Annotated in this window: 20 protein-coding genes; 15 read left to right on the forward strand and 5 right to left on the reverse strand. The window is 61.3% G+C overall.

What is annotated here, in order from left to right:
* Positions 1-87: 87 nt before the first annotated feature.
* Complete coding sequence (locus C1T17_RS05920; protein WP_104952650.1) at positions 88-798, reverse strand: FadR/GntR family transcriptional regulator; 711 nt, start codon at positions 796-798, stop codon at positions 88-90.
* 107 nt (positions 799-905) lie between these two features.
* On the opposite strand from C1T17_RS05920, the gene C1T17_RS05925 reads away from it, so the two are divergent.
* The 8 genes from C1T17_RS05925 (at position 906) to C1T17_RS05960 (ending at position 9,524) form a co-directional block, all read left to right on the forward strand.
* Entirely contained in the window at positions 906-2,486 is a 1,581-nt protein-coding gene (locus C1T17_RS05925; protein WP_104952651.1) for a sodium/sugar symporter, read from the forward strand.
* Positions 2,477-3,364 carry a 2-dehydro-3-deoxygalactonokinase gene (locus C1T17_RS05930; RefSeq protein ID WP_104952652.1) on the forward strand — a complete coding sequence of 296 codons (888 nt, stop codon included), beginning with the start codon at positions 2,477-2,479 and terminating at the stop codon, positions 3,362-3,364. The genes C1T17_RS05925 and C1T17_RS05930 overlap by 10 nt, the downstream gene beginning before the upstream one ends.
* Positions 3,354-3,983 carry a 2-dehydro-3-deoxy-6-phosphogalactonate aldolase gene (locus tag C1T17_RS05935; protein WP_104952653.1) on the forward strand — a complete coding sequence of 210 codons (630 nt, stop codon included), beginning with the start codon at positions 3,354-3,356 and terminating at the stop codon, positions 3,981-3,983. The genes C1T17_RS05930 and C1T17_RS05935 overlap by 11 nt, the downstream gene beginning before the upstream one ends.
* A gap of 50 nt (positions 3,984-4,033) precedes the next feature.
* Positions 4,034-4,948 (forward strand): MipA/OmpV family protein, encoded by a 915-nt coding sequence (locus C1T17_RS05940; RefSeq protein WP_104952654.1) that lies wholly within the window; start codon positions 4,034-4,036, stop codon positions 4,946-4,948.
* 155 nt (positions 4,949-5,103) lie between these two features.
* The gene (locus C1T17_RS21200) at positions 5,104-5,277 is read left to right on the forward strand and encodes a hypothetical protein (RefSeq protein ID WP_189338508.1); all 174 of its coding nucleotides are present in this window, start codon (positions 5,104-5,106) and stop codon (positions 5,275-5,277) included.
* A gap of 312 nt (positions 5,278-5,589) precedes the next feature.
* Positions 5,590-6,195, forward strand: a complete 606-nt coding sequence (locus tag C1T17_RS05950) for an RNA polymerase sigma factor (RefSeq protein ID WP_223262825.1) — start codon at positions 5,590-5,592, stop codon at positions 6,193-6,195.
* A gap of 55 nt (positions 6,196-6,250) precedes the next feature.
* Positions 6,251-7,240, forward strand: coding sequence for a FecR family protein (locus tag C1T17_RS05955; RefSeq protein ID WP_104952657.1), 990 nt, complete (start codon positions 6,251-6,253; stop codon positions 7,238-7,240).
* A complete protein-coding gene (locus tag C1T17_RS05960) occupies positions 7,209-9,524 on the forward strand; it encodes a TonB-dependent receptor domain-containing protein (RefSeq protein WP_189338509.1) in 2,316 nt (771 codons plus the stop codon). The genes C1T17_RS05955 and C1T17_RS05960 overlap by 32 nt, the downstream gene beginning before the upstream one ends.
* Positions 9,525-9,591: 67 nt before the next feature.
* On the opposite strand, the gene C1T17_RS05965 is transcribed toward C1T17_RS05960, so the two are convergent.
* From C1T17_RS05965 to maiA, 3 genes are all read right to left on the reverse strand, one after another.
* A complete protein-coding gene (locus C1T17_RS05965; protein WP_104952659.1) occupies positions 9,592-10,338 on the reverse strand; it encodes a sulfite exporter TauE/SafE family protein in 747 nt (248 codons plus the stop codon).
* 87 nt (positions 10,339-10,425) lie between these two features.
* A complete protein-coding gene (locus C1T17_RS05970) occupies positions 10,426-10,608 on the reverse strand; it encodes a PspC domain-containing protein (protein WP_104952660.1) in 183 nt (60 codons plus the stop codon).
* A gap of 354 nt (positions 10,609-10,962) precedes the next feature.
* A complete protein-coding gene (gene maiA, locus C1T17_RS05975) occupies positions 10,963-11,643 on the reverse strand; it encodes a maleylacetoacetate isomerase (protein WP_189338510.1) in 681 nt (226 codons plus the stop codon).
* 206 nt (positions 11,644-11,849) lie between these two features.
* On the opposite strand from maiA, the gene C1T17_RS05980 reads away from it, so the two are divergent.
* From C1T17_RS05980 to C1T17_RS06000, 5 genes are all read left to right on the forward strand, one after another.
* Complete coding sequence (locus C1T17_RS05980) at positions 11,850-13,511, forward strand: MFS transporter (RefSeq protein ID WP_104952661.1); 1,662 nt, start codon at positions 11,850-11,852, stop codon at positions 13,509-13,511.
* Between the two features lie 71 nt (positions 13,512-13,582).
* Entirely contained in the window at positions 13,583-14,689 is a 1,107-nt protein-coding gene (locus C1T17_RS05985; RefSeq protein WP_223262826.1) for an HlyD family secretion protein, read from the forward strand.
* Entirely contained in the window at positions 14,686-16,050 is a 1,365-nt protein-coding gene (locus C1T17_RS05990) for an efflux transporter outer membrane subunit (protein WP_104952663.1), read from the forward strand. The genes C1T17_RS05985 and C1T17_RS05990 overlap by 4 nt, the downstream gene beginning before the upstream one ends.
* Before the next feature lie 66 nt (positions 16,051-16,116).
* Positions 16,117-16,698 (forward strand): ANTAR domain-containing response regulator, encoded by a 582-nt coding sequence (locus tag C1T17_RS05995; protein WP_104955032.1) that lies wholly within the window; start codon positions 16,117-16,119, stop codon positions 16,696-16,698.
* Positions 16,695-17,888 carry a CmpA/NrtA family ABC transporter substrate-binding protein gene (locus C1T17_RS06000; protein ID WP_104952664.1) on the forward strand — a complete coding sequence of 398 codons (1,194 nt, stop codon included), beginning with the start codon at positions 16,695-16,697 and terminating at the stop codon, positions 17,886-17,888. The genes C1T17_RS05995 and C1T17_RS06000 overlap by 4 nt, the downstream gene beginning before the upstream one ends.
* Positions 17,889-17,956: 68 nt before the next feature.
* Here C1T17_RS06000 and C1T17_RS20960 read toward each other — a convergent pair whose 3' ends face one another.
* Positions 17,957-18,334, reverse strand: a complete 378-nt coding sequence (locus C1T17_RS20960; RefSeq protein WP_145958959.1) for a hypothetical protein — start codon at positions 18,332-18,334, stop codon at positions 17,957-17,959.
* Here C1T17_RS20960 and C1T17_RS06005 point away from each other — a divergent pair.
* Entirely contained in the window at positions 18,333-19,541 is a 1,209-nt protein-coding gene (locus C1T17_RS06005) for an MFS transporter (protein ID WP_104952665.1), read from the forward strand. The genes C1T17_RS20960 and C1T17_RS06005 overlap by 2 nt on opposite strands.
* Entirely contained in the window at positions 19,508-20,689 is a 1,182-nt protein-coding gene (locus tag C1T17_RS06010) for an alginate export family protein (protein ID WP_223262827.1), read from the forward strand. The genes C1T17_RS06005 and C1T17_RS06010 overlap by 34 nt, the downstream gene beginning before the upstream one ends.

Here is a 20,689-nt window from a genome sequence, read left to right on the forward strand (position 1 = left end):
CCGGCCAGACGCCCCTGATGGACGCGGCTGAGGCTGCGTCCATCTTTCGTCTATGTTGCCACTGTGGTCCGGAAGGCGCTCAGATGTTCACGACCGGACGATCAACTCCATTACTTCATCGATAATATGTTGCATCGCTGTGCGGGCGGTCTCTGCGTCTCGCGCTTCGATGGCACGCAGCACGGCCTCGTGCGCAGCAAGGTCCGCGGTGCGGCCCTGAATGCGATTGGTAAAGCGGATGGACGTGCGTAGCGCCGTGGCCACGACGTCACAGAATTGGGCGAAGAAAGGGTTGGTCGATGCTCGCAGGATCGCCACATGGAAAGCGATATCAGCCTCAAGCGTATCGTCGCCACCATCCTCAGCCACTTGCATTCGGGCAAAGCCTGCGCGGATCAGCGCCAAACCGTGTTTGTCGGCGAAGCTCGCCGCTAAGGCTGCTGCCGCTGGCTCAATTGCAACTCTGAGCTGATTGAAATCACGGAGCAGATCGAGGGAGAATTTGCGATCGAGCAGCCAACGCAGCACGTCCGGATCGAACAGATTCCATGCACTGTCGGGCTGCACAATAGTGCCCTGGCGCGGTCGCGCACTGAGCAGGCCCTTAGTCGTCAGCATCTTTACCGCCTCACGCGTTACGGAACGACTGACGCCATGTTGTTTGGATAGCTCTGCTTCGGTCGGGAACGGCTTGTCTACATATCCCCCCGTGACGATCGTCTTGCCGAGGTGATCTAACAGCCCATAGGTGAGGTTACGCCCGAGCGAGATCCTGATTTCTTCGGGATCGGTAGACATCGCTTGCACTCCATCCTGTTTGACTGTTACGTATAATAGATCATATAAATGGGCTGACCGCTACTATGATGCATAGCGGTCTGGCCGTGAATGGGGAAGGGCTTCGGATGCAGCTTGCCACAATCGATATTGTCGTTGTTGCGGTCTATTTCGTCTGCATCTTTGGTCTGGCTCAGTTTGTGTCGCGCGACAAGCCAGGCGCAGGGCCGAAGACGACGACGGATTATTTCCTAGCCTCCAAGAATCTGCCGTGGTGGGCGATCGGCGCATCGTTGATTGCCGCTAATATTTCGGCTGAGCAGATCGTCGGTATGTCGGGATCGGGCTACGCCATCGGTTTGGCGATCGCTTCTTACGAATGGATGGCGGCGCTTACGCTATTGATCGTCGGCAAATTCTTCCTGCCAATCTTCCTCAAGAATGAAATCTACACGATGCCGCAGTTCCTGGAGCGGCGGTACGGACCGTCCATCCGAACTCTCATGGCGTCGTTCTGGCTTGCACTATACGTATTCGTCAATCTTACCTCGATCATCTGGTTGGGATCGATCGCCGTGACCAAAGTAGCGGGAATCGATCAGAATTTGGCCCTCGTACTGTTGGGCGGTTTCGCATTGCTTTATCAGATTCGCGGCGGTCTCAAGGCGGTGGCGCTCACTGACATTGTGCAAGTGGCGCTGCTGGTGCTTGGGGGACTTGTCATTGCCGCCTTGACGCTGGGTGAATTGGGGCAGGGCGCCGGGCTGATCGCCGGGTTCCATCGTCTTACTGCCGCGGCGCCCGATCACTTCCACATGATCCTCAAGCCGGGGAATCCTCATTACATGGACCTGCCGGGTTTGTCGGTGCTGATCGGTGGAATGTGGATCGCTAACCTTAGCTATTGGGGGTTCAACCAGTATATAATCCAGCGCGCGCTGGCGGCTAAGAATATCGGCGAAGCACAGAAAGGCATCATCTTCGCTGCCTTTTTGAAGCTTTTGATGCCGCTCGTAATCGTCCTTCCGGGCATTGCCGCAGTGGTGCTCGCGCCCAACCTCGCCAAGCCAGACGAGGCGTATCCAACTATGATGCGCCTGTTGCCGAGCGGTTTGTTGGGTCTCGTCTTCGCCGCGTTGATCGCAGCGATCGTTGCGTCGACTGCATCCAAGATCAATTCGATCGCGACAATCTTCACGCTCGATCTTTATGCTAAACGCCGAGGTGGCGCCGCCCGCGGGGAGAAGCAGGAGCGCCATCTGGTATTCGTTGGCCGCGCGGCAGCGGTGGTCGCCATTTTGCTGGCAATTGTTACCGCACGACCCTTGGTCGGCAGTTCGGAGCAGGCATTCCAGTTCATACAAGAATTCACCGGCTTCTTCACGCCCGGCATAACCGTCATCTTCCTGCTCGGCCTGTTCTGGAAGCGGGCGAACGAGGCCGGCGCGTTAGCCGCTGCGGGGGCTTCGGTGATCTTGTCCTGGATGTTCAAGTTTCTGTTGCCGATGTTGCCGTTCATGGATCGCATGGGGATCGTGTTCCTCGTTGCGTTGGGATTGGCCGTGGTCGTCTCTTTAGTGACACGTTCGCGCGCTGACACCGACACGATCGACACGAAAACAGTTAGCTATGCAACGCACACATCGTTCAACATCGGCGCCATAAGCGTCATCCTGATCCTGATCGCACTGTACGGAACATGGTGGTGAGCGATCCCGCCTTCATAGCGATCGACTGGGGAACAACTAACCGCCGCGCCTACGCGATTGGTAATGATGGCACGGTCATAGAAACAATCCGTGACAACAAGGGGGTGTTGAGCGTCTTGCGGGAAGACTTCGCCCGCGAACTCGCTGCCATACGCACACAGCTGGGCGATGTGCCGGTGCTGTGCGCGGGAATGGTGGGATCGACGCGCGGCTGGACCGAGGCGCCTTATGCGCCATGCCCCGCAGGGATCGACGCTCTGGTCGAAGGACTCGTTTGGGTCGAACGGGGCCGTACGGCGATCGTGCCGGGGGTGGCGAGTCACGTGGGACGTGGCGATGTAATGCGCGGCGAGGAGGTACAACTGCTTGGTGCAGTGGCTGCCGGTTTGGCGCCGGCCGACGCCTTGTTGTGCCAACCGGGAACGCATTGCAAATGGGCCAGGATGCGGGAGGGGCGTATCGCCGATTTCAGGACTGCGATGACGGGGGAAATTTTTTCCCTGCTGCGTCAGCACAGCCTGCTCGGCGATTTCCTGCAAGATGATGTCGTCGATGGACCATTGTTTCGGGATGGGCTGGCACTTGCCGTTGAGAACCGGTTGCTGTCCGACCTGTTTGGCGAGCGGGCCGCCGTGGTCCTCCAATTGCGTGATGCAACGGATGTCGCCTCGCGCGTGAGTGGACTGCTGATCGGTAGCGATGTGCGGGAGCAAGCCATTCGCCCAGAAGAAGCCGTCTATATTCTGGCCGATCCCCTGCTCGGCCAGCTTTATGCGACGGCCATCGCGGCGGCGGAGGGACGACCCGTGATGGTGGACAGCCATACAGCTTTCCTGGCGGGTATCACTGCAATATGGGACAGGATTAATGGACGCTAAAACGCTTTTGAACACGGCGCTTGGGCGCTGCCCCCTTGTCGCTATTTTACGCGGGGTCAGACCGGCGGAAGTGGAACCCATAGTCGAGGCGGTGCTTGCTGCTGGCATCGGTATCGTGGAGGTGCCGCTCAATTCGCCGGAGCCATTCGACAGCATCGAAAGGCTCGTCGCGCGTTTCGGGAATGATGCGTTGATCGGGGCCGGCACGGTGCTTTCTCCGGAAGACGCGCGCCGGGTTGCGGACACCGGCGCACAAGTCGTTATTTCGCCGAATGTCGACACGAAGGTGATCGCCGAAACGGCTCGCCTTGGACTTGTTTCTCTGCCGGGATATTTCACCCCTAGTGAAGCATTTGCGGCAATCAACGCAGGTGCAACCGGGCTTAAATTGTTTCCTGCAGAAGCGGCATCGCCAAAGATCCTGAATGCGCAGCGGGCTGTAATTCCTCGCACTGTTCCGATCCTGGCCGTCGGCGGAATTACGCCCGACACGATGTCGAACTGGAGCGGTTCTTGCGAAGGTTTCGGGCTTGGCTCGGCTCTTTACAAGGCAGGAATGGACGCTGAGCAAACAGGTCGCAACGCGGCCGCCTTCGTTGCGGCACTTGAAACGTTCTGACTGATGGCTTCGCGTTACGGCCGCGCGGGGAAGTTCAGTAATAATTAAATTTGAAGGACCTGCTGAGGTTCGAGATCAACGTCGTCGTCTGGGTTGCAACTGCCACCGTCCCGGAGACGATAATGCTGAAATACTTGCTGTCCTCGATAGCCTTCCTCGCGTCCGCCATGCCCGCATTAGGACAGACCACACTCGATACCACCGCGCCTGCCCAGACGGTCAACCTGCCCACCGAAGACGACGACGAAGACAGTGGAGTGTCCGGCCTCATCGCTTTGGGAGGCGGCATCATGCCGAAGTACGACGGCGCCAGTAAGTACGAGGCCAGCCCCTTCGGACTTGCGGCTCTGCGTTGGAAGGGAATCGAGTTCAACCTTGTGGGCACCGAGCTGAAGGTCGACCTTGGCGGGGGCGGGCGGTTCCTCTACGGGCCGGTGCTTGGCATGTCCAACTCCCGGTCGGTCAGCGACGCGGAAGGGCCGGTAAAGCTGCTCAACCCGATAAAGGATAGTGCTGACTTCGGTGCGTTCGCCGGCTTTCGCTTTGGCGGCGACAAGAGAGGGCAGGGCCGCTTTGTGGTGTCTGTTCAAGCGACAAAGGATACGAAGAAGGAAAAAGGCATGTCGGCCGACGTCGGCATCAGCTACGCCGCCATTCGAAACAAGAAGGTCTTTGCGACTTTCGATCTTGGCGCGGAATTCAACGACAGCAAATATACGCGCACGTTCTTTGGGGTGACCGAACCTGAAGCGCTGGCATCCGGCCTTGACCGTTATCGCCCAAGTGGCGGGCTGACCAAGGTTTCGGCGGGTCTGACTGCCGGCTATCAGCTATCGCGCCACTGGGGCCTGCTCACCCGTATCCAGGGCGGCACCTTTACCGGCGATGCTGCCGACAGCCCCATCGTGAAAGATGGATCCAAGGGGTACGGACAGGCGCTGTTCGGCATCTCCTACGCATTCTGATATTTCGCTATTATCGGAAATGGCAAATTCGGCAGCGTGCGCGGGGGGGCAGTGGTCGACCTATCCGCCGCGCCTCACGTCGAATCAGGCGCCGAGGAACATTTGACCGAACATCGGATGACTGCACCGCGCGCGGTGCATTTGGGAATAGTCCCATGAGCTTCGGCGCCAAGATTCTCCACTCAATGCCCATGGCGGTGATGGGCCGCTTGCTTTCCCAAACTGCGCTCAGCGTACTCGTCGTGTCGGTCGCCTTCGTCTGTGTCGACGGGCTGGAGCATCTTATGGAAGGCACGCGATGCACGCTCATCGCGGAGATTTTCGCATGAGCGCGACGAGTATAAATTTTCCAGAGCGGCCCTTCAGCGAGCTGGAGCGCCGAGTAATCTGGCTTGGCTTCGCACTGAACGAACCCGCATACATATTAACGGGGCGACGGGTCAGCAGGCTTGAGCGGATACGCAGGCTCATATTCGGGTTTCGCCCTTCCAAGCCTCTGGCTGACAAACGGCTGGAAGCGTTGCGTGCGCTGGCCGCCGCTATCAGGAATTGCCCGTCAGCCCCGGATGCTGCCGTCGTTGAGGCTTCTGTCACCGCCGGATGGAGTCAGCGCCATATATCCATGATTCAGGAAATCGCTTATGGCGTCGAACATCGGGATACCATTTGCGATGCCCCGTTGCTCTGCACAGCCCTCGCGGCGTAGTTATGCGAGCACAATGATTCAGAGCCATGACGATGGGCTGTCGAAGGTCTACCATATTCATCGCCCGGCCCTGCTGCGCCTGCTGGCGGCCAGGACCGGAACTCAGGGTGATGCCGAAGACCTGCTTCAGGAACTTTGGATTAAGGTGCAGTGCAATCCGCCCGTAGTGGTGGAGCACGCCCGGGCATATTTGTTCCGTATGGCGCACAACTTGGCGACCGATCGATTGCGCACCCGTCAGCGCCGCATGACCCGCGAGCGGCGCTGGTCGGACGAGGCGACAGATTTCGCAACGTCGATCGATGAGCAGACGGATCGCGCAAAATCCGCGGAGCAGATTCTGCTGGATCGTGAAGAGGTCGCGATTTTGGCTTCTGCTATCGCAAACCTGCCGGAAGGATCACGGCGCGTATTTCACATGCACAAGATCGAGGGCAGCAGCCATGCCGAAGTGGCAAGTCGGCTCGGCATCACTCGCAGCGGCGTGGAAAAGCATATTGCCGCCGCCATGAAAAATCTCAAACGTGCATTGCTGGACTGAGGTAAAGGGAAATGGCGACGTCTATTCCATATAGAGATAGCCAAAAGGTAAGGTCATGACGGGACGATCCGCAGACGATGGCCCCGAGGATCGGAGGCCCGACATCGACGCGCTCGGCGAGGCCGCCGCTTGGCAGGTTGCGCTGGAACGCGAAGACGCGGACTGGGACGGATATACGGCTTGGTTGGAGGCTGACCCTCGCCACCGTACAGCCTTCAATGCACTGGAACTCACCGCGGCCGCCGTTCAGGATCATCGTGAAGCCCTGGATAATCTCGTCACTCCTGTCCCGTCAGCATCCTGGCCGGAACATGTAACCCGGCACTTTAGCAAGCGCATTGCGTATGGCGTTGGGATCAGCATTGCTGCGGCATTAGCGCTTATCGTGGCGATTCCTGCGTTGTGGCCTACGGAACCCTCTCGCTCCTACCAATCGGCAAGTGGTGAAAGGCGCGTGATCGAGTTAGCCGGAGGCGTGCAGGTTATCCTGTCGCCATCCACGCGCATACTCGTTCATGGATCGAAAGACGAACGGATCGAATTGACGAATGGAGAAGCGTATTTCGATGTCAAACACGATCCTGCCCGCACGCTTAGGGTAACCGCGGGAGACTACCGCATTTCGGACATCGGTACTCGGTTTGCGGTCAATTACAACGCGAACGCTTTACGCATCGGCGTATCCGAAGGTACGGTGGCAGTGTCCGCACGGGGGCTGACGCAGGACGTGAAGGTGGATGCGGGCCATCAGCTTTTCTCCACGAAGAATGATCTAACCTTGTCGACTGTGGCGATTTCCGACGTGGGAAGCTGGCGGTCTGGTCGCTTGTCGTATAGCGATGCGCCGTTGGGCCTCGTCGTTGCCGATGTCTCGCGCTATTCCGGCAGAACCGTCCGGTTTGATCCGAGTTTGGAGGATACGCATTTTTCGGGAAATCTGGTCATCGGCGACGGGTCCAGACTGGTTGCGGACTTGGCCACGATCATGGGCGTTAAAGTCGTCCCGGAGAAGGATGGCATGCGCCTTCGCGCTGGCGCTCGTTGATGCCGCCGTGCAGACCAGCTCAGCGCAGGCGCGCGAGGCGGTCTATGACCTGGAAATTCCTGCAAGCTCACTCAATGCGGCTCTCTCCCGCTTCTCGGAACAGACTGGATCCTCCGTAGGCATAGCGGGAAAAATGCCGCGAGCAACGACGCGTCGGATAAAGGGCCGGATGACCGCCGAAGCGGCATTGCGCGGACTGCTGGCGGGGACCGGGCTACGTGCGCGGCGGGTTGGGAGCGTATATAGGATCGAGCGGGCAGAAGCGGCGACTGTAATACGGCCGGAGATGGTCGATCGCGTCGAACCTCCTGTCATGCAGCCCGTCGACATCGTCGTGACTGCCCAAAAGCGCCGCGAAAACCTGGCCGATATACCGCTATCGATTGCCATCGTCCAATTCGGGCCATTTTCTAGTGGAGCGATGACGCCCTCCAACCGCGACGTGGGCTTTAGCATTGAAGGTCTGGCGACGACAAACTTGGGTCCGGGTCGCAACCGGCAATTTATCCGCGGTGTCGCGGACAGCCCGTTCAACGGACAAAGTCAGTCGACCGTCGCCGTCCAGATCGATGACGCGCGGGCCACGTTCGACGCGCCGAACCCGGATCTGCGACTGATCGATATGGACCAGGTTGAGGTACTGAAAGGCCCGCAGGGTCCGCTCTACGGCTCGGGAGCTATTGGCGGCATCTACCACATCGTCACTCGCAAGCCCGTCATCGATGAAGCTTCGGGATGGCTGCGAATGTCCGCCGAAGGCGTGGAGCATGGCGGCGTCACGGGCAGTCTGGAAGGTGTGATGAACATGCCCCTTATTCCGGGGCGGCTTGCGCTGCGGGGAAGCGCCTATCGAGTGGTCGAACCGGGGTGGATCGACAATGCAGATGGACGGGAAAACAGTAATTCCACCAAAATCTCGGGATCTCGGCTGGCGCTACGCTGGATTCCGTCTGAGGATTGGTTACTCGACGCGGGCATGAGCTGGCAGGACATCGATGCCCGCGACAGCCAATATATCATTTCAGGCCGGGAAGACCTTACGCGCGACAGCCGCATTGCAGAACCCACCGACAACGATTTCAAGATGGGACATGTGACTGTCGAAGGCGCGCTTGGTAATTTGCGGTTCGTGTCGGCCAGCAGCATTGTCAATCAGGGCTACGAATATATTCTTGATGCCAGCGACTCTGCGGCATATTTCGGCCTTGAGGGCTTCGCCCGTTTCCAGGACAGCCGCGCATATGCCGTCCTGAACCAGGAGTTTCGGCTTTCGAATGAAACGGGGCAGGACTGGCTTATCGGAGCTTCGTTGCTGCGTGCAACCTCAAAGGGCCGATCAATCGTAAGCGACGAAAGCGGAGTGTCCCGAACAGTGGAAACGCTGGATCGCCGGACCACGGAATTGGCGGTGTTCGGAGAATTTTCACGCCAGCTTGCCGGACGCTTACGCGCGACACTGGGCGCACGCCTGATCCGTACCGTTTCGCGAGACCTGACTACCGAGTTGGAAGCCCGAGCCAAACGGATGCTGGTTTCCCCCAGTGCTTCACTGTCACTGCCGCTTGATGAGGCGGGTATTATCTACCTGCGCTATGCCCGCGCTAAGAGGCCAGGCGGGTTGGCCGCATCCGACGCCGAAGTATCCGGGCAATATGCGGCTGACAAGGTCAACACATTGGACCTGGGCTTCAGGCGGTCGGGGTCCGACGGTCGCTTGTCCCTGTCGGGCAGCATCTACCATACGCGCTGGGACAGGGTGCAATCGGATTACCTGCTGCCCAACGGCTTGGTATCCACGCGCAACGCGGGGCGGGGCGCAATCTATGGCCTGGAAGCAGACTTGGATTGGAAGCTGGGCGCAGGTATTGACATTGCCGCGGGCACCTCCGTGCAACGGGCCCGCCTTGTTCGAGCAGATGACGGCTCTCATTTGAAGGGTGTAGCTCTTCCGGTTGTCCCTGATCTCAGCTTCCGGCTTACAGCTTCGAAGGCGCTTGCCATCAAGGGATGGCGTGGCCGAATTGCCGCACGGGCAAACTACGTGGGCAGCGCCAGCCTAAGCTTTGACGACGCGCTTAACCGGCCGATGGGGAACTATGCCGTCTTGTCGAGCGACCTTTATCTGGACAAGGGGCCCTGGACGGTGGCCGTTAGGCTCGACAATGCTCTTGATATTCGAGGGGACAGTTTTTCATTCGGTAACCCGTTCTCGATACGAACGCAGAATCAGCTCACCCCTCTACGACCCAGGGGTTTGGAGGTCGCCATCACCCGGCGCTGGTGATTGGAGGAGCACTTGGACGCGCCGGAAATGCGGTCACGCCCTAACCTGCGCTGTAGTCACCGCCGACCTAAAACGACCCGGCGATCAGCTTCAGCCCAAGTCCCACCATCAGTATATATGCCAGCGTGTAGAATTGCGCGCTGTGGAAGCGCTTCACGAGCCATACACCCATCAGCGTCGACAAAAGGGCAAGCGGTATCAATGCGGCCGATATAGTGAGGTTCGCGCGAGTAAGGCCGCCGAGCGCCATATAGGCAGGCACTTTCGCCCAGTTGATGATTGCGAATAATATTGAGAACGTCCCGACATATTCCGTATGGGGGAGCCGCTGCGGTGTGACCCAGATCTGAAACGGAGGCGCGCCTGCATGGGCCACCTGGCTTGTGAAGCCAGCCGCCAATCCGAACAATGCGCCGATAATGGGGGAGGATGTACGCGGGACGGGAACATTGCCGCCGCGCTCCACCCACAGCCGCCAAAGGCCGAACGCGACAGAAACCAAGCCAAGTGCAGCCATGATCCCGGCGACCGGCAACGCTGCCGCCACAAACCAGCCCAACGCGATACCCACCAAGGCGCCCGGCAACATAATCATGATGATCCGACGGTTCCAATCATGCCGGAAGGACCAGACGCCAACGGCATCGCTCGCAATCAGTGTCGGCAGTAGAATTGCGGCGGCTTGAACCGGGCTTGTTGCCAGCGCGAGAATGGGAGTGGCCAGCATGCCGATGCCAGCGAACCCGCCCTTTGCCAACCCGATCACGATCACTGCGATGGCTGCCGCAAGGAGGAAGTGAGGATCGCTTAACATGGCGATGCTCTACGCCACTGTTCTACTTCCTGGCCAGCGTAGAATAGGATGTGACGATGGGGAAAGTACCCCCCTCCGAGGTATCGGTCAGTTGGCGAGCCAGCCGACCAGTAGATACGCCACTACTCCGATCGGGCCGAGGGCGAATAACGTCAGCAACACCAGCGCGAGGCGAATGACGACGACATCTACGCCGGTCCGCGTGGCAAGTCCGGCACATACGCCCATGATCTTGCCTTTGTTGCGGTCGAGTGAAAAGCTGCGGTCCATAAAAAGTTATCCTTGTTCGATTGGGTGGTACGACGGGGGGCGGAGCCGGCAGGTCAAGCGAAGGAGACGGCCGGACCGGCGGCAGCGCCGACGAAAAGGGCGGTCGCTACGAAAGCGGCAAAGAGCGAAAGAGCAGCGTTCTGCATCTTGATGTAAGTCATAATAAATACTCCCTGAACTGGTTCGCTGGCTGATCCAGCCGATGCCGAACTATATTGCAGGGGGCGTGCCAATTTTCGATTTGACCGGAAATCAGCCGTTTTCGAATTAGCTTTGCCATTTCGTCGCGGGTAGAACACTACACGTTGGGATTTTTCACAATCTTTTGGCGTCAGCAAAGCTTCGCTTAATTGGCTACTCGGCGTCTGGTTGGTTCGCCGGATGCGCACGCTCGAACGCTGGCAGAGCCACGCAGGCAGCATTGACTTCGCGGATGCGTCCGAATGGTGTTAGGTCCAGAGCGAAATTCCCAGCGTTGTAGACCTGGGGCACCAGGCACAGATCGATCAGTCCGGGCGCATTTCCATAGCAGAATGGCCCGCGTGATGCGGTCTGCCGAAGCTCTGCTTCCAGTGCCGTGAAGCCCTCCGCGATCCAGTGGTTGTACCAGGCGGTGACGGCCGCCTGGTCCTGCCCCAATGTTTTGCGCAAATATTGCAACACCCGAAGATTGTCGATCGGATGGATATCGCAGGCGATGATCTGCGCCATCGCGCGCACCTTCGCACGATCCGTGGGAGCTTCAGGCAGCAGTGGGGATTCGGGAATGGTCTCTTCAAGATATTCGCAGATGGCGAGCGATTGCGTCAGCACCCGGCCACCGATCTCCAGCGCCGGGACCATGCCTTGCGGGTTGAGCGCCAGATATTGAGGCGCCCGTTGCTCATCCAGACGCAGATGGTGCGGCACGTCACGATACGCGATGCCCTTGAGGTTGAGCGCAATGCGGAGGCGATAGGAAGCCGACGATCTATAATAGCCATGCAGTGCTGGTATGGCGCTATTCAGGTGATCTATGGACGATCCGGTGGTCATGTCGTCATGCTCCTCTCGGGATCGGGTTGCCCTCAATATTCTCCGCATCGATACGGGTGTAGGCGGACGGGAGCAAGAGCGTGCGCACGTCATTCCCGGATCGATCATCACCTATCCAGTTGACAGGGCTGCTCGGCGTTGCAAGCCTTGGACGACCAACATCTTGATCCGGCTAGGTTTCGGGCGAACGCTAGGGAACGCGCATCGTGGCAGCAAGCGCCGACGAATACATCTTCAAGCCGCATGAGCGTCCCCTCATGCCGGGCTCCCCCGCAACTCCCGATCACCCTTTCCCAAGACGCATCGCCTATGCATTGATCGGCGTATTAATCTCGCTGACCAGCGGCCTCAGCAACGGGTTGCTGATCGCCAATCTTCCGCAAATACAGGGATCGCTCGGCTTGACCCCGGACGAGGGGGGATGGCTGACCGCCGCCTACTCCATGACCAATGTGTGCACCAGTTTCGTGCTGATCCGGTGCCGACAGCAATTTGGGCTGCAACGCATCACGCGCATATTCTTGCTGGGGTTCGTCATCGTGAACGGGCTGCTGGTGATAGTCGAAAGCTACGGGCTGGAGATCGCCGCACGGGCCGCCAGCGGCGTCGTCGCCAGCGGTTTCACGCCGCTTGGCTTCTTCTACATCATGCAGGCGATGCCGCCCAAGGCGCGCATGAGCGGCATGGTCATCGGCCTCGGCTTGACGCAGGTCGCCTTGCCGCTGGCGCGCGCAATATCCCCTTTGCTGCTGGTCGATGGAGAAGTGCAGAACCTCTACATCTTCGAGTTCGGCCTCAGCCTCCTGTGCCTGGGCTGCGTCGCCATTCTGCGCTTGCCGCCAAGCGAGCGGATACAGGTGTTCGAGAAGCTTGACTTCCTGACCTTCGCCCTGTTCGCTCCCGGCGTCATGATGCTGGCGGCGGTACTGGTTCAGGGGCGGATCGTCTGGTGGTCGACGCCGTGGCTGGGCTGGGCGACGGCGGGCGCGATCATCCTGATCGGCTTGGCGATGCTGATCGAGCATAATCGCGCCAATCCGATGCTCAACACGCGCTGGATCGCGAGCCGGGACGTACTCCGCTTCGCGATGATCGCAGCGTCCATGCGCATCCTGCTGGGCGAACAGAATTACGGGTCGATCGGCTTGCTGACCGCCGTGGGCATGGGGCCGGATCAGCTTGTCAGCTTCTATGGCGTCGTCACCGCTGCGACGCTGGCGGGATTGATCGTCGGCGTCTGGACGCTGAACCCGCTCGATCTGCTGCGGCAGATCGTGATTTCCGCCGCGCTGATCTGCATCGCCGCCCTGATGGATACCGACACGACCAACCTCACGCGGCCCGCCAATCTGTACCTGACGCAATCCATGATAGCCTTTGCGGCGATTTATTTTCTAGGGCCAACGATGATGGGCGGTATTCTGCGCGCACTCGCTCGCGGTCCCAGCCATATGGTGAGCTATTCCGCGGTATTTTCGCTGTCCCAGACCTTGGGCGGGCTTGCCGGGTCCGCCCTTCTGGGTTCTTTCCAGATCATCAGGGAGAAGTTTCACAGTCATGAATTGGTGCAGTCGCTGGTGATGACCGACCCGCAGATCGTGCTGAGGACGCAGCAATTGAGTGGCGCCTATGGCCGCGTGCTGGGCGACCCGGCGCTGCTTCAGGCGGAGGGCGGCAGCCTGCTGGCACAGCAGGTGACCCGGGAGGCCAATATCCTTGCGTTTAATGACGTTTTTCTGTTGATCGCCATACTCGCGGGGATGACGTTCCTGTGGCTTGGCGGAAGATGGCTGTATTTCCGCATCAAGGGCGTTAATCCGCTGGGGCCGGAACTTGAGGCGCTTCAAAGGATGCTGGCAAACAGGTAATGACCGATAGCACGACATCCCCATCCAGCCCCTCAACGGAACAGCCTTCGCCGGAACCAGATGCGCCGCGCATGCATGACCCTGTAGAAACCGCCGGAGAACAGCAGGCGAGGGGGTGGCGGCCACCCCGTAGCGGCTTGCGCATGACGCTGTTGTTCGTCGCGTTCCTGTTCGCGGGCGCGCTGCTGGTGCTCTACGCCTGGGGTCTCGGGCCGTTCGCGGGCAAGGTGCAGACCACCGACAACGCCTATGTGCGCGGCCAGACCACGGTGATCGCGCCGCAGGTCAGCGGCTATGTGGTGGAGGTGCTGGTTCAGGACTTCAACGAGGTGAAAAAGGGACAGCCGCTCGTCCGCATCGATGACCGCATCTATCGGCAGCGCGTGGAACAGGCGCGTGCCAACCTGTCGGCGCAGATCGCGAACCTCAACAACTCGCAGCAGAGCGCGCGGTCGAGCCAGGCGTCGGTCGCCGGGCAGGAGGCGTCCGTCGCCAGCGCACAGGCGCAGCTCCAGCGGGCGCAGGCAGACATGCGGCGCGTCGAGGATCTGGTCGCGGAAGGATCTGTTTCGCTGCGGGAACGCGATCAGACGCTCGCAGCGCTGCGGCAAGGCGAAGCGGCGGTCCGGCAGGCACAGGCGCAGCGCTCCGTCGCGCAGGAGCAGGTGCGCACCGTGACGGTCGGACGGGGCGGGCTGGAGGCGGCAGTCGAGAATGCGCGCGCGGCCCTGCGGCTGGTGGAGATCGACCTTGCCAATACCTTAATCCGCGCACCGCAGGCGGGACAGGTGAGCGAAGTCGGCGTGCGGCTCGGGCAATATGTCACCGCCGGGTCACAGTTGCTGTTCCTCGTGCCCGCGAAGACATGGGTCGTCGCTAACTTCAAGGAGGCGCAGACCGCCAACATCGTGCCGGGCCAGCGCGCGGTGGTGGCAGTCGACGCATTGGGCGGCGCAGAACTGAACGGCCATGTCGAGCGGCTTTCGCCCGCCGCCGGGAGCGAATTTTCCGTGATCCGCCCGGACAACGCCACCGGCAACTTCGTGAAGGTGGCGCAACGCATCGCCGTCCGGATAGCGATCGATCCGAACCAGCGCCTCGCCGCGCGGCTACGACCGGGCATGTCCGTCGAAGCGCGCGTCCGCACCGAGGGCGATGCGCACAGAGAGCAGCGTTGAAGCGGCTGTTGACGGGCGTGTGTGCGCTGGCGCTCGCCTCGTGCGCGGGGACCACGCCACCGCCCCGCGACGCCGCCGTGCAGGTGCCCGGCGGATGGCGCACCAGTGTCGGGCCGACCGCCGCCATCGAAAAGCAGTGGTGGAGCCGCTTCGGCGATCCGGCGCTGACGCAGCTTGTCGAGGCTGCGCTTGCCCATAATCCCGACATCGCCATAGCCGCCGCCCGAGTGGCCGAAGCCCGCGCGCAGGAGCGCCTGTCGCGCTCGCAACTCTTTCCCAGCCTCGACCTGAGCGCAGGCGGCACTTACAGCCGCTCGGTCAATGCCTTGGGGCAGGGGAGCGAGTCACTCGGCGCACAGCCAGCGTTCGAAGCTGCCTATGAAGTGGACGCATTCGGGCGCATTTCCAATCAGGTCCGGGCCGCGCGCCTCTCCACCTTCGCCGCCGATGCCGCACGCGAGGTGACGACGCTTTCGGTCGCCGCGACAACAGCCAGCGGTTATATCACCCTACGCGCGCTCGATGCGCGGCTCGGGGTAGTGCAGGCGACACTGGTGTCGCGCGCGGAGGCGCTGCGGCTCGCCCGCGACCGCGCACGCGTGGGCTACACCTCAGAACTGGAACTGCGTCAGGCGGAAGCGGAATATCAGGCCACAGCGCAGATCGTGCCGCAAGTCGAATTGAGCCTGCGCCGACAGGAAAATGCGTTGAGCCAGTTGATCGGGGTGCCCCCGCAAGCCATCGCGCGCGGACTGGCGCTGGCGGCGATACGACCGCCGCCTGTGCCGGATGGCCTGCCCTCCGACCTCCTCCGGCGGCGGCCCGACATCGCGCAGGCGGAATTCACGCTTGCCGCTGCCGATGCCAGTCTGGCGAGCGCGAGGGCGCAATTCCTGCCGCAGCTTCGCCTGACCGGATCGGCGGGCGCAGTGCTGTCTGATGCGCTGGGCGATCCGATCACGATCTGGACGCTGGGCGCCAGCATCCTCGCGCCGATCTTCAACGGCGGGCGCATCCAGGCGCAAGTCGAGACTGCCGCCGCCCGCCGGGACCAAAGCGCATTCGCCTATCAGCGGACCGCGCTGACCGCCTTCCGCGAAGTGGAGGACAACCTTGCTGCCGTGCAACGACTTGGCGAGCAGCGGGTAACGCTGGAGGCGCAGCGCCGGGCCGTCGCCGAGGCATTGCGCCACGCCACGAACCGCTATCAGGCGGGCTATTCCTCCTACCTCGAACAACTCGACGCGCAACGCGCGCTGCTGACCGTCGACCTCAGCCTCGTCCAGCTTGAGGCGGATCAACTGAACGCACTGGTCGCGCTGTATCAGGCGATGGGCGGCGGATGGACAGCGCCTTCCTAGAAGTTATGGCGTTTTGCCGAATGTCCTCTACAAGCCGCGAGACCCTGGCACGTGGCGGAGGCTATCCTGAAGATTGCAGTCGTCGATGAAAGCCCGGCCCGTGCGGCGGTGATCGAGGAAGGGCTGCGGGACGCGGGCTATAGCGACATTCATGTGCTGCTTGAGCGCAAGGCGCTGGTCGGCCGCCTGCATGAGCTTGCACCCGATGTCGTACTAATCAACCTGGAAAACCCAGGTCGTGACGTGCTGGAAGAAAGCTTCGCACTGTCTCGCGCCTTGGCGCGCCCCATCGCGATGTTCGTCGACCAGTCCGACGAGCGGTCCATCTCCGACGCGGTCGATGCGGGTATCTCCGCCTATGTGGTGGATGGCATGCGCAAGGAGCGGATCAAGCCGATCCTCGAACTCGCCGTCCGCCGCTTCCATGCCTTCACGCGCCTGCAAAGCGAATTGCACGAAGCCAAATCCGCGCTGGCGGAGCGCAAAGTGGTCGATCGCGCCAAGGCGCTGCTGATGAAGAAGCGCGGGATCGACGAACCCGCCGCTTACGCGCTGCTCCGCAAGCAGGCGATGGATAGTGGCCGCCGGATTGGGGAAGTCGCCGACGCGCTGGTGACGGCGCTCACATTATTGGGAGGCGACGAATGAGCCTGTTGCGGATCGGTTTCCTGCCGCTGGTCGACGCCGTGCTGCCGATCGTGGCGCATGAATATGGGCTGGCGGAAAAGGAAGGGCTGCGGCTGGAGCTGCACCGCGACACCAGTTGGGCGACGGTGCGCGACCGGCTGATCTATGGCCAGACCGATGCGGCGCATCTCCTCGCGCCACTGGCCCTGGCAACGTCGCTGGGGCTGGACCGTCCGGCCGTGCCGCTCGCCGCGCCGTTTATGCTCGGGCTTAATGGCAACACGGTCAATGTGTCCGCGCGCGTGGCAGGCATGATCGACTTGAGCGAAGATATCGCGGAGACAGGACGCCGCCTCGCCGCGCTTGCCAAGTCGGAAGCCGATGCGGGACGCCCGCTCCGGATTGCGGTCGTGCATCGCTACTCCAGCCACAACTACATGCTGCGCTACTGGCTCGCGGCTTCCGGCTGCGACCCGGACCGCGATGTGGTGATCGTCACTGTGCCGCCGCCGTTCATCGCCGAAGCCTTCGCGCTGGGCGAGATTGACGGTTCCTGCGTCGGCGAACCGTGGAACAGTGTCGCGGCCGAGCGGGGCGACGCCGTCACGATTGCCGCAACCAGTCAGATATGGAATCGCGGCGTCGAAAAGCTGCTGGCCTGCCGCCTCACCACCTTGGACGACCGCCGCGACGAGATCACGGCGCTCGTCCGCGCACTCCACGCGGCAGGCGCGGTGGCTGAAGACCCGGCCCACCGCGAAGACATCGCGGCCATGCTCGCCCGCCCCGAATATGTCGGGCAGTCGCCAGCGCTGATAGCCCGGGCGCTGTCGAGCCGCATATCGGTGCGCGCCGATGCGCCACCCGTTCCCGACTTTCTGGTGCTGCACCGGGAAGCGGCGAACTTCCCGTGGCGCAGTCAGGCCATGTGGCTCTATTCGCAAATGGCGCGGTGGCGACATGCGCCGCTCGATGCGGAAGGCTTCGAGAAAGCCGCCTCAGTCTTCCGCCCGGACATCTATCGCGCCGCCCTTGCCGGCACCGGCGCGATTCTCCCCAATGCCAGTGCCAAGGTGGAAGGCGCAATCGCCGCGCCTCTCGGCGTAGGCACGGCGAGCGGTCGGCTCATCATGGGGCCGGACCGCTTCTTCGATGGACGACTGTTTGATCCGGAGAAGGCATTGGAATATCTAGCGGAAAGCAGAAGCTAAGAAGGCGCGGCGGTCAGGCAGTTGCAAATGTTGCAACGCAACACTTTGCGTCTTGTCGAAATATCGAATCAATGACACTCTGATGACAGCCAGGCGATGAAGTCGGGCTGACATAAGCGGTCCGGGCCAATGGCGGTCAGGACTGTCGCCACGGCACTCGATTGAGTGCCAAAGCCCGAGGCAACGACGCCGCCCGAACCAGTCACTCGACTGGCTTTCGAGGCGGCTTTTTCGTGTTCGAAAAGGACGACCGATGCGGGATCATTACGATCACATGAGCCAGGAACGAAGCGCAATGCGGCTTCCCGTTCTCCTGTCTCGCCATACCCGCCCAGTGCCGCACTACACCATTCGAAGCCGCTCGCACTGTCTGCTCCCCCTGCGCCCAGAAGCGTATGCAGTCGCCGCCTCGCGCCTTCCCGCTTCAATCCATCGGGGGTTATCATGAACAAGGGTTTCTGGAATGCCGGTCATCGACCGACACTGTTTGCCGCCTTTCTGTATTTCGACTTAGCGTTCATGGTCTGGGTCTTGCTCGGGCCACTCGCGCCGATGATTTCAGCGGACCTCGGCCTCAACGCCGCGCAGAAGGGCTTCATGGTCGCCGTGCCGACCTTGGCGGGCGCTGTTCTCCGCCTCGTCAACGGTCTGCTGGTGGATCGCATCGGTCCCAAGCGCACCGGCGCCATTGGCCAGATCATTGTCATGGTGGGTCTGCTCTCGGCGTACATCATGGGCGTGCACAGCTTCGGCGGGACGATCGCTCTGGGCGTCATTCTCGGCTTCGCAGGCGCCAGTTTCGCTGTCGCGCTGCCACTCGCCAGCCGCTGGTATGGCCCAGAACATCAGGGTACGGCCATGGGCATCGCGGGCATGGGCAATTCGGGAACGGTGCTCGCATCACTGTTCGCCCCGTTGCTGGCCAAGGCATTCGGCTGGAACGCAGTGCTCGGCCTTGCCGTCATCCCGCTCGCCATCGTGTTCGTCATCTACATGGCGCTTGCCAAGGATGCGCCGAACCCGCCAGCGCCCAAGTCCGCGCTCGCTTATCTTGAGCCGCTCAAGAAGGCCGACGCCTGGTGGTTCATGCTGTTCTACAGCGTCACTTTCGGCGGCTTCGTCGGTCTCGCAGCCTCTTTGTCCATCTACTTCACCGACCAGTTCGGCCTGACGCCGGTCATGGCCGGATACTGCACCGCCGCCTGCGTGTTCGCCGGGTCGCTCGTCCGTCCCATGGGTGGCGCATTGTCCGACAGGATCGGTGGCACCAAGACGCTGATGGCCGTCTACCTCGTGGCCGCCGCCGCTCTGGTGGCGATCAGCACCGGGCCGTCGACCGTCGCGATGGCCCTTGGCCTCTTCGTCATCGCCATGCTGGCGCTGGGTGCAGGCAATGGCGCGGTGTTCCAACTGGTGCCGCAGCGCTTCAAGGAAGAGATCGGCGTCATGACCGGCCTTGTCGGGTTTGCCGGGGGCGTCGGCGGCTTTTATCTCGCCTCCTCGCTCGGCATCGCCAAGCAACTGACCGGCAGCCCGCAAATGGGCTTCCTGATCTTCGCCGCCCTCGCCTTGATCGCCTTCGCCAGCCTGGCAGGCGTCAAGGGTCGCTGGCGCGCGACATGGCCGACCGCTCTGGCGGGCGCACGGATATGAAGCGCGCGCTTCTCCTGGGGGTGGCGCTTGCCGCTACTCCCGCCGCCGCCCAGACGATTACGCTCAAGCCCATCGTCGATGCCCGCCTGCGCTACGAAGGCGTCGATCAGGACGGGATCGCCCGCGACGCCGACGCCGTCACCCTGCGCCTGCGTAGCGGCGTCACCGCCACCACCGGGCCATGGAGCGCGCTGGTGGAAGCGGAGGGCACGCTCGGCGTCGTCAACCGCTATAACAGCACGACCAATGGCAAGACCCGCTTTCCCACGGTCGCCGACCCGCAGAATATCGAACTGAACCGCATTCAGCTTCAATATAAGGGGATCGCGAAAACCACCGTCACGGTGGGTCGCCAGCGCATCAATCTGGACGATCAGCGTTTCGTTGGTTCGGTGGGCTGGCGGCAGAACGAGCAGACCTTCGATGCCGTTCGCGTCGAAACCGCCGCACTCGGCCCTTTGGTTGCGGATGTCACCTATAGCTGGTCCGACCGCACCATCTACGGCATTGACAGCCGGCTTCAGGCAATCAGCGGCGACAATGTCTTCGCGCAACTTGGCACCAAGGCTGGCCCTGTCGCGGTTAAGGGCTTCGCCTATCTGATCGATCAGGACGAAGCAGGCCGCCGTCAGTTTTCCAGCCAAACCTACGGCCTGCGCGCCGCAGCGTCCTTCCCGCTCGCCAAGGACATGAAGCTGGGCCTGCTCGGCAGCTATGCCCGCCAATCCGACTACGCCTCTAACCCCGGCAATTACGCTGCAAATTATTGGCTCGGCGAGGCAGCACTGGGCGTGAAGCACTTCACCGTCACAGGCGGCTATGAAGTGCTGGGCGCAAACATCCAGACACCACTCGCGACGCTGCACAAATTCAATGGCTGGGCCGACAAGTTCCTCGTCACGCCGGCCAATGGCCTGCGCGATGCCTATGCCAGCGTTGGCTATACCGGCCCGGTATCCGCGCTGATCGCCTGGCACCATTTCGAAAGCGACCGGCTTTCACAGAACTATGGCAATGAATGGAATGCGCAGGTCGGCTGGAAAGCCACCAAGCACACCGCGCTGCTCGTCAAATATGCCGATTATAATGCCAAACGCTTCGCGACCGACACGCGCAAGCTTTGGCTCCAACTCGACTACACGCTTTAA

Origin of the sequence: Sphingobium sp. SCG-1, from assembly GCF_002953135.1 — a bacterium.
Classification (GTDB): Bacteria; Pseudomonadota; Alphaproteobacteria; order Sphingomonadales; family Sphingomonadaceae; genus Sphingobium.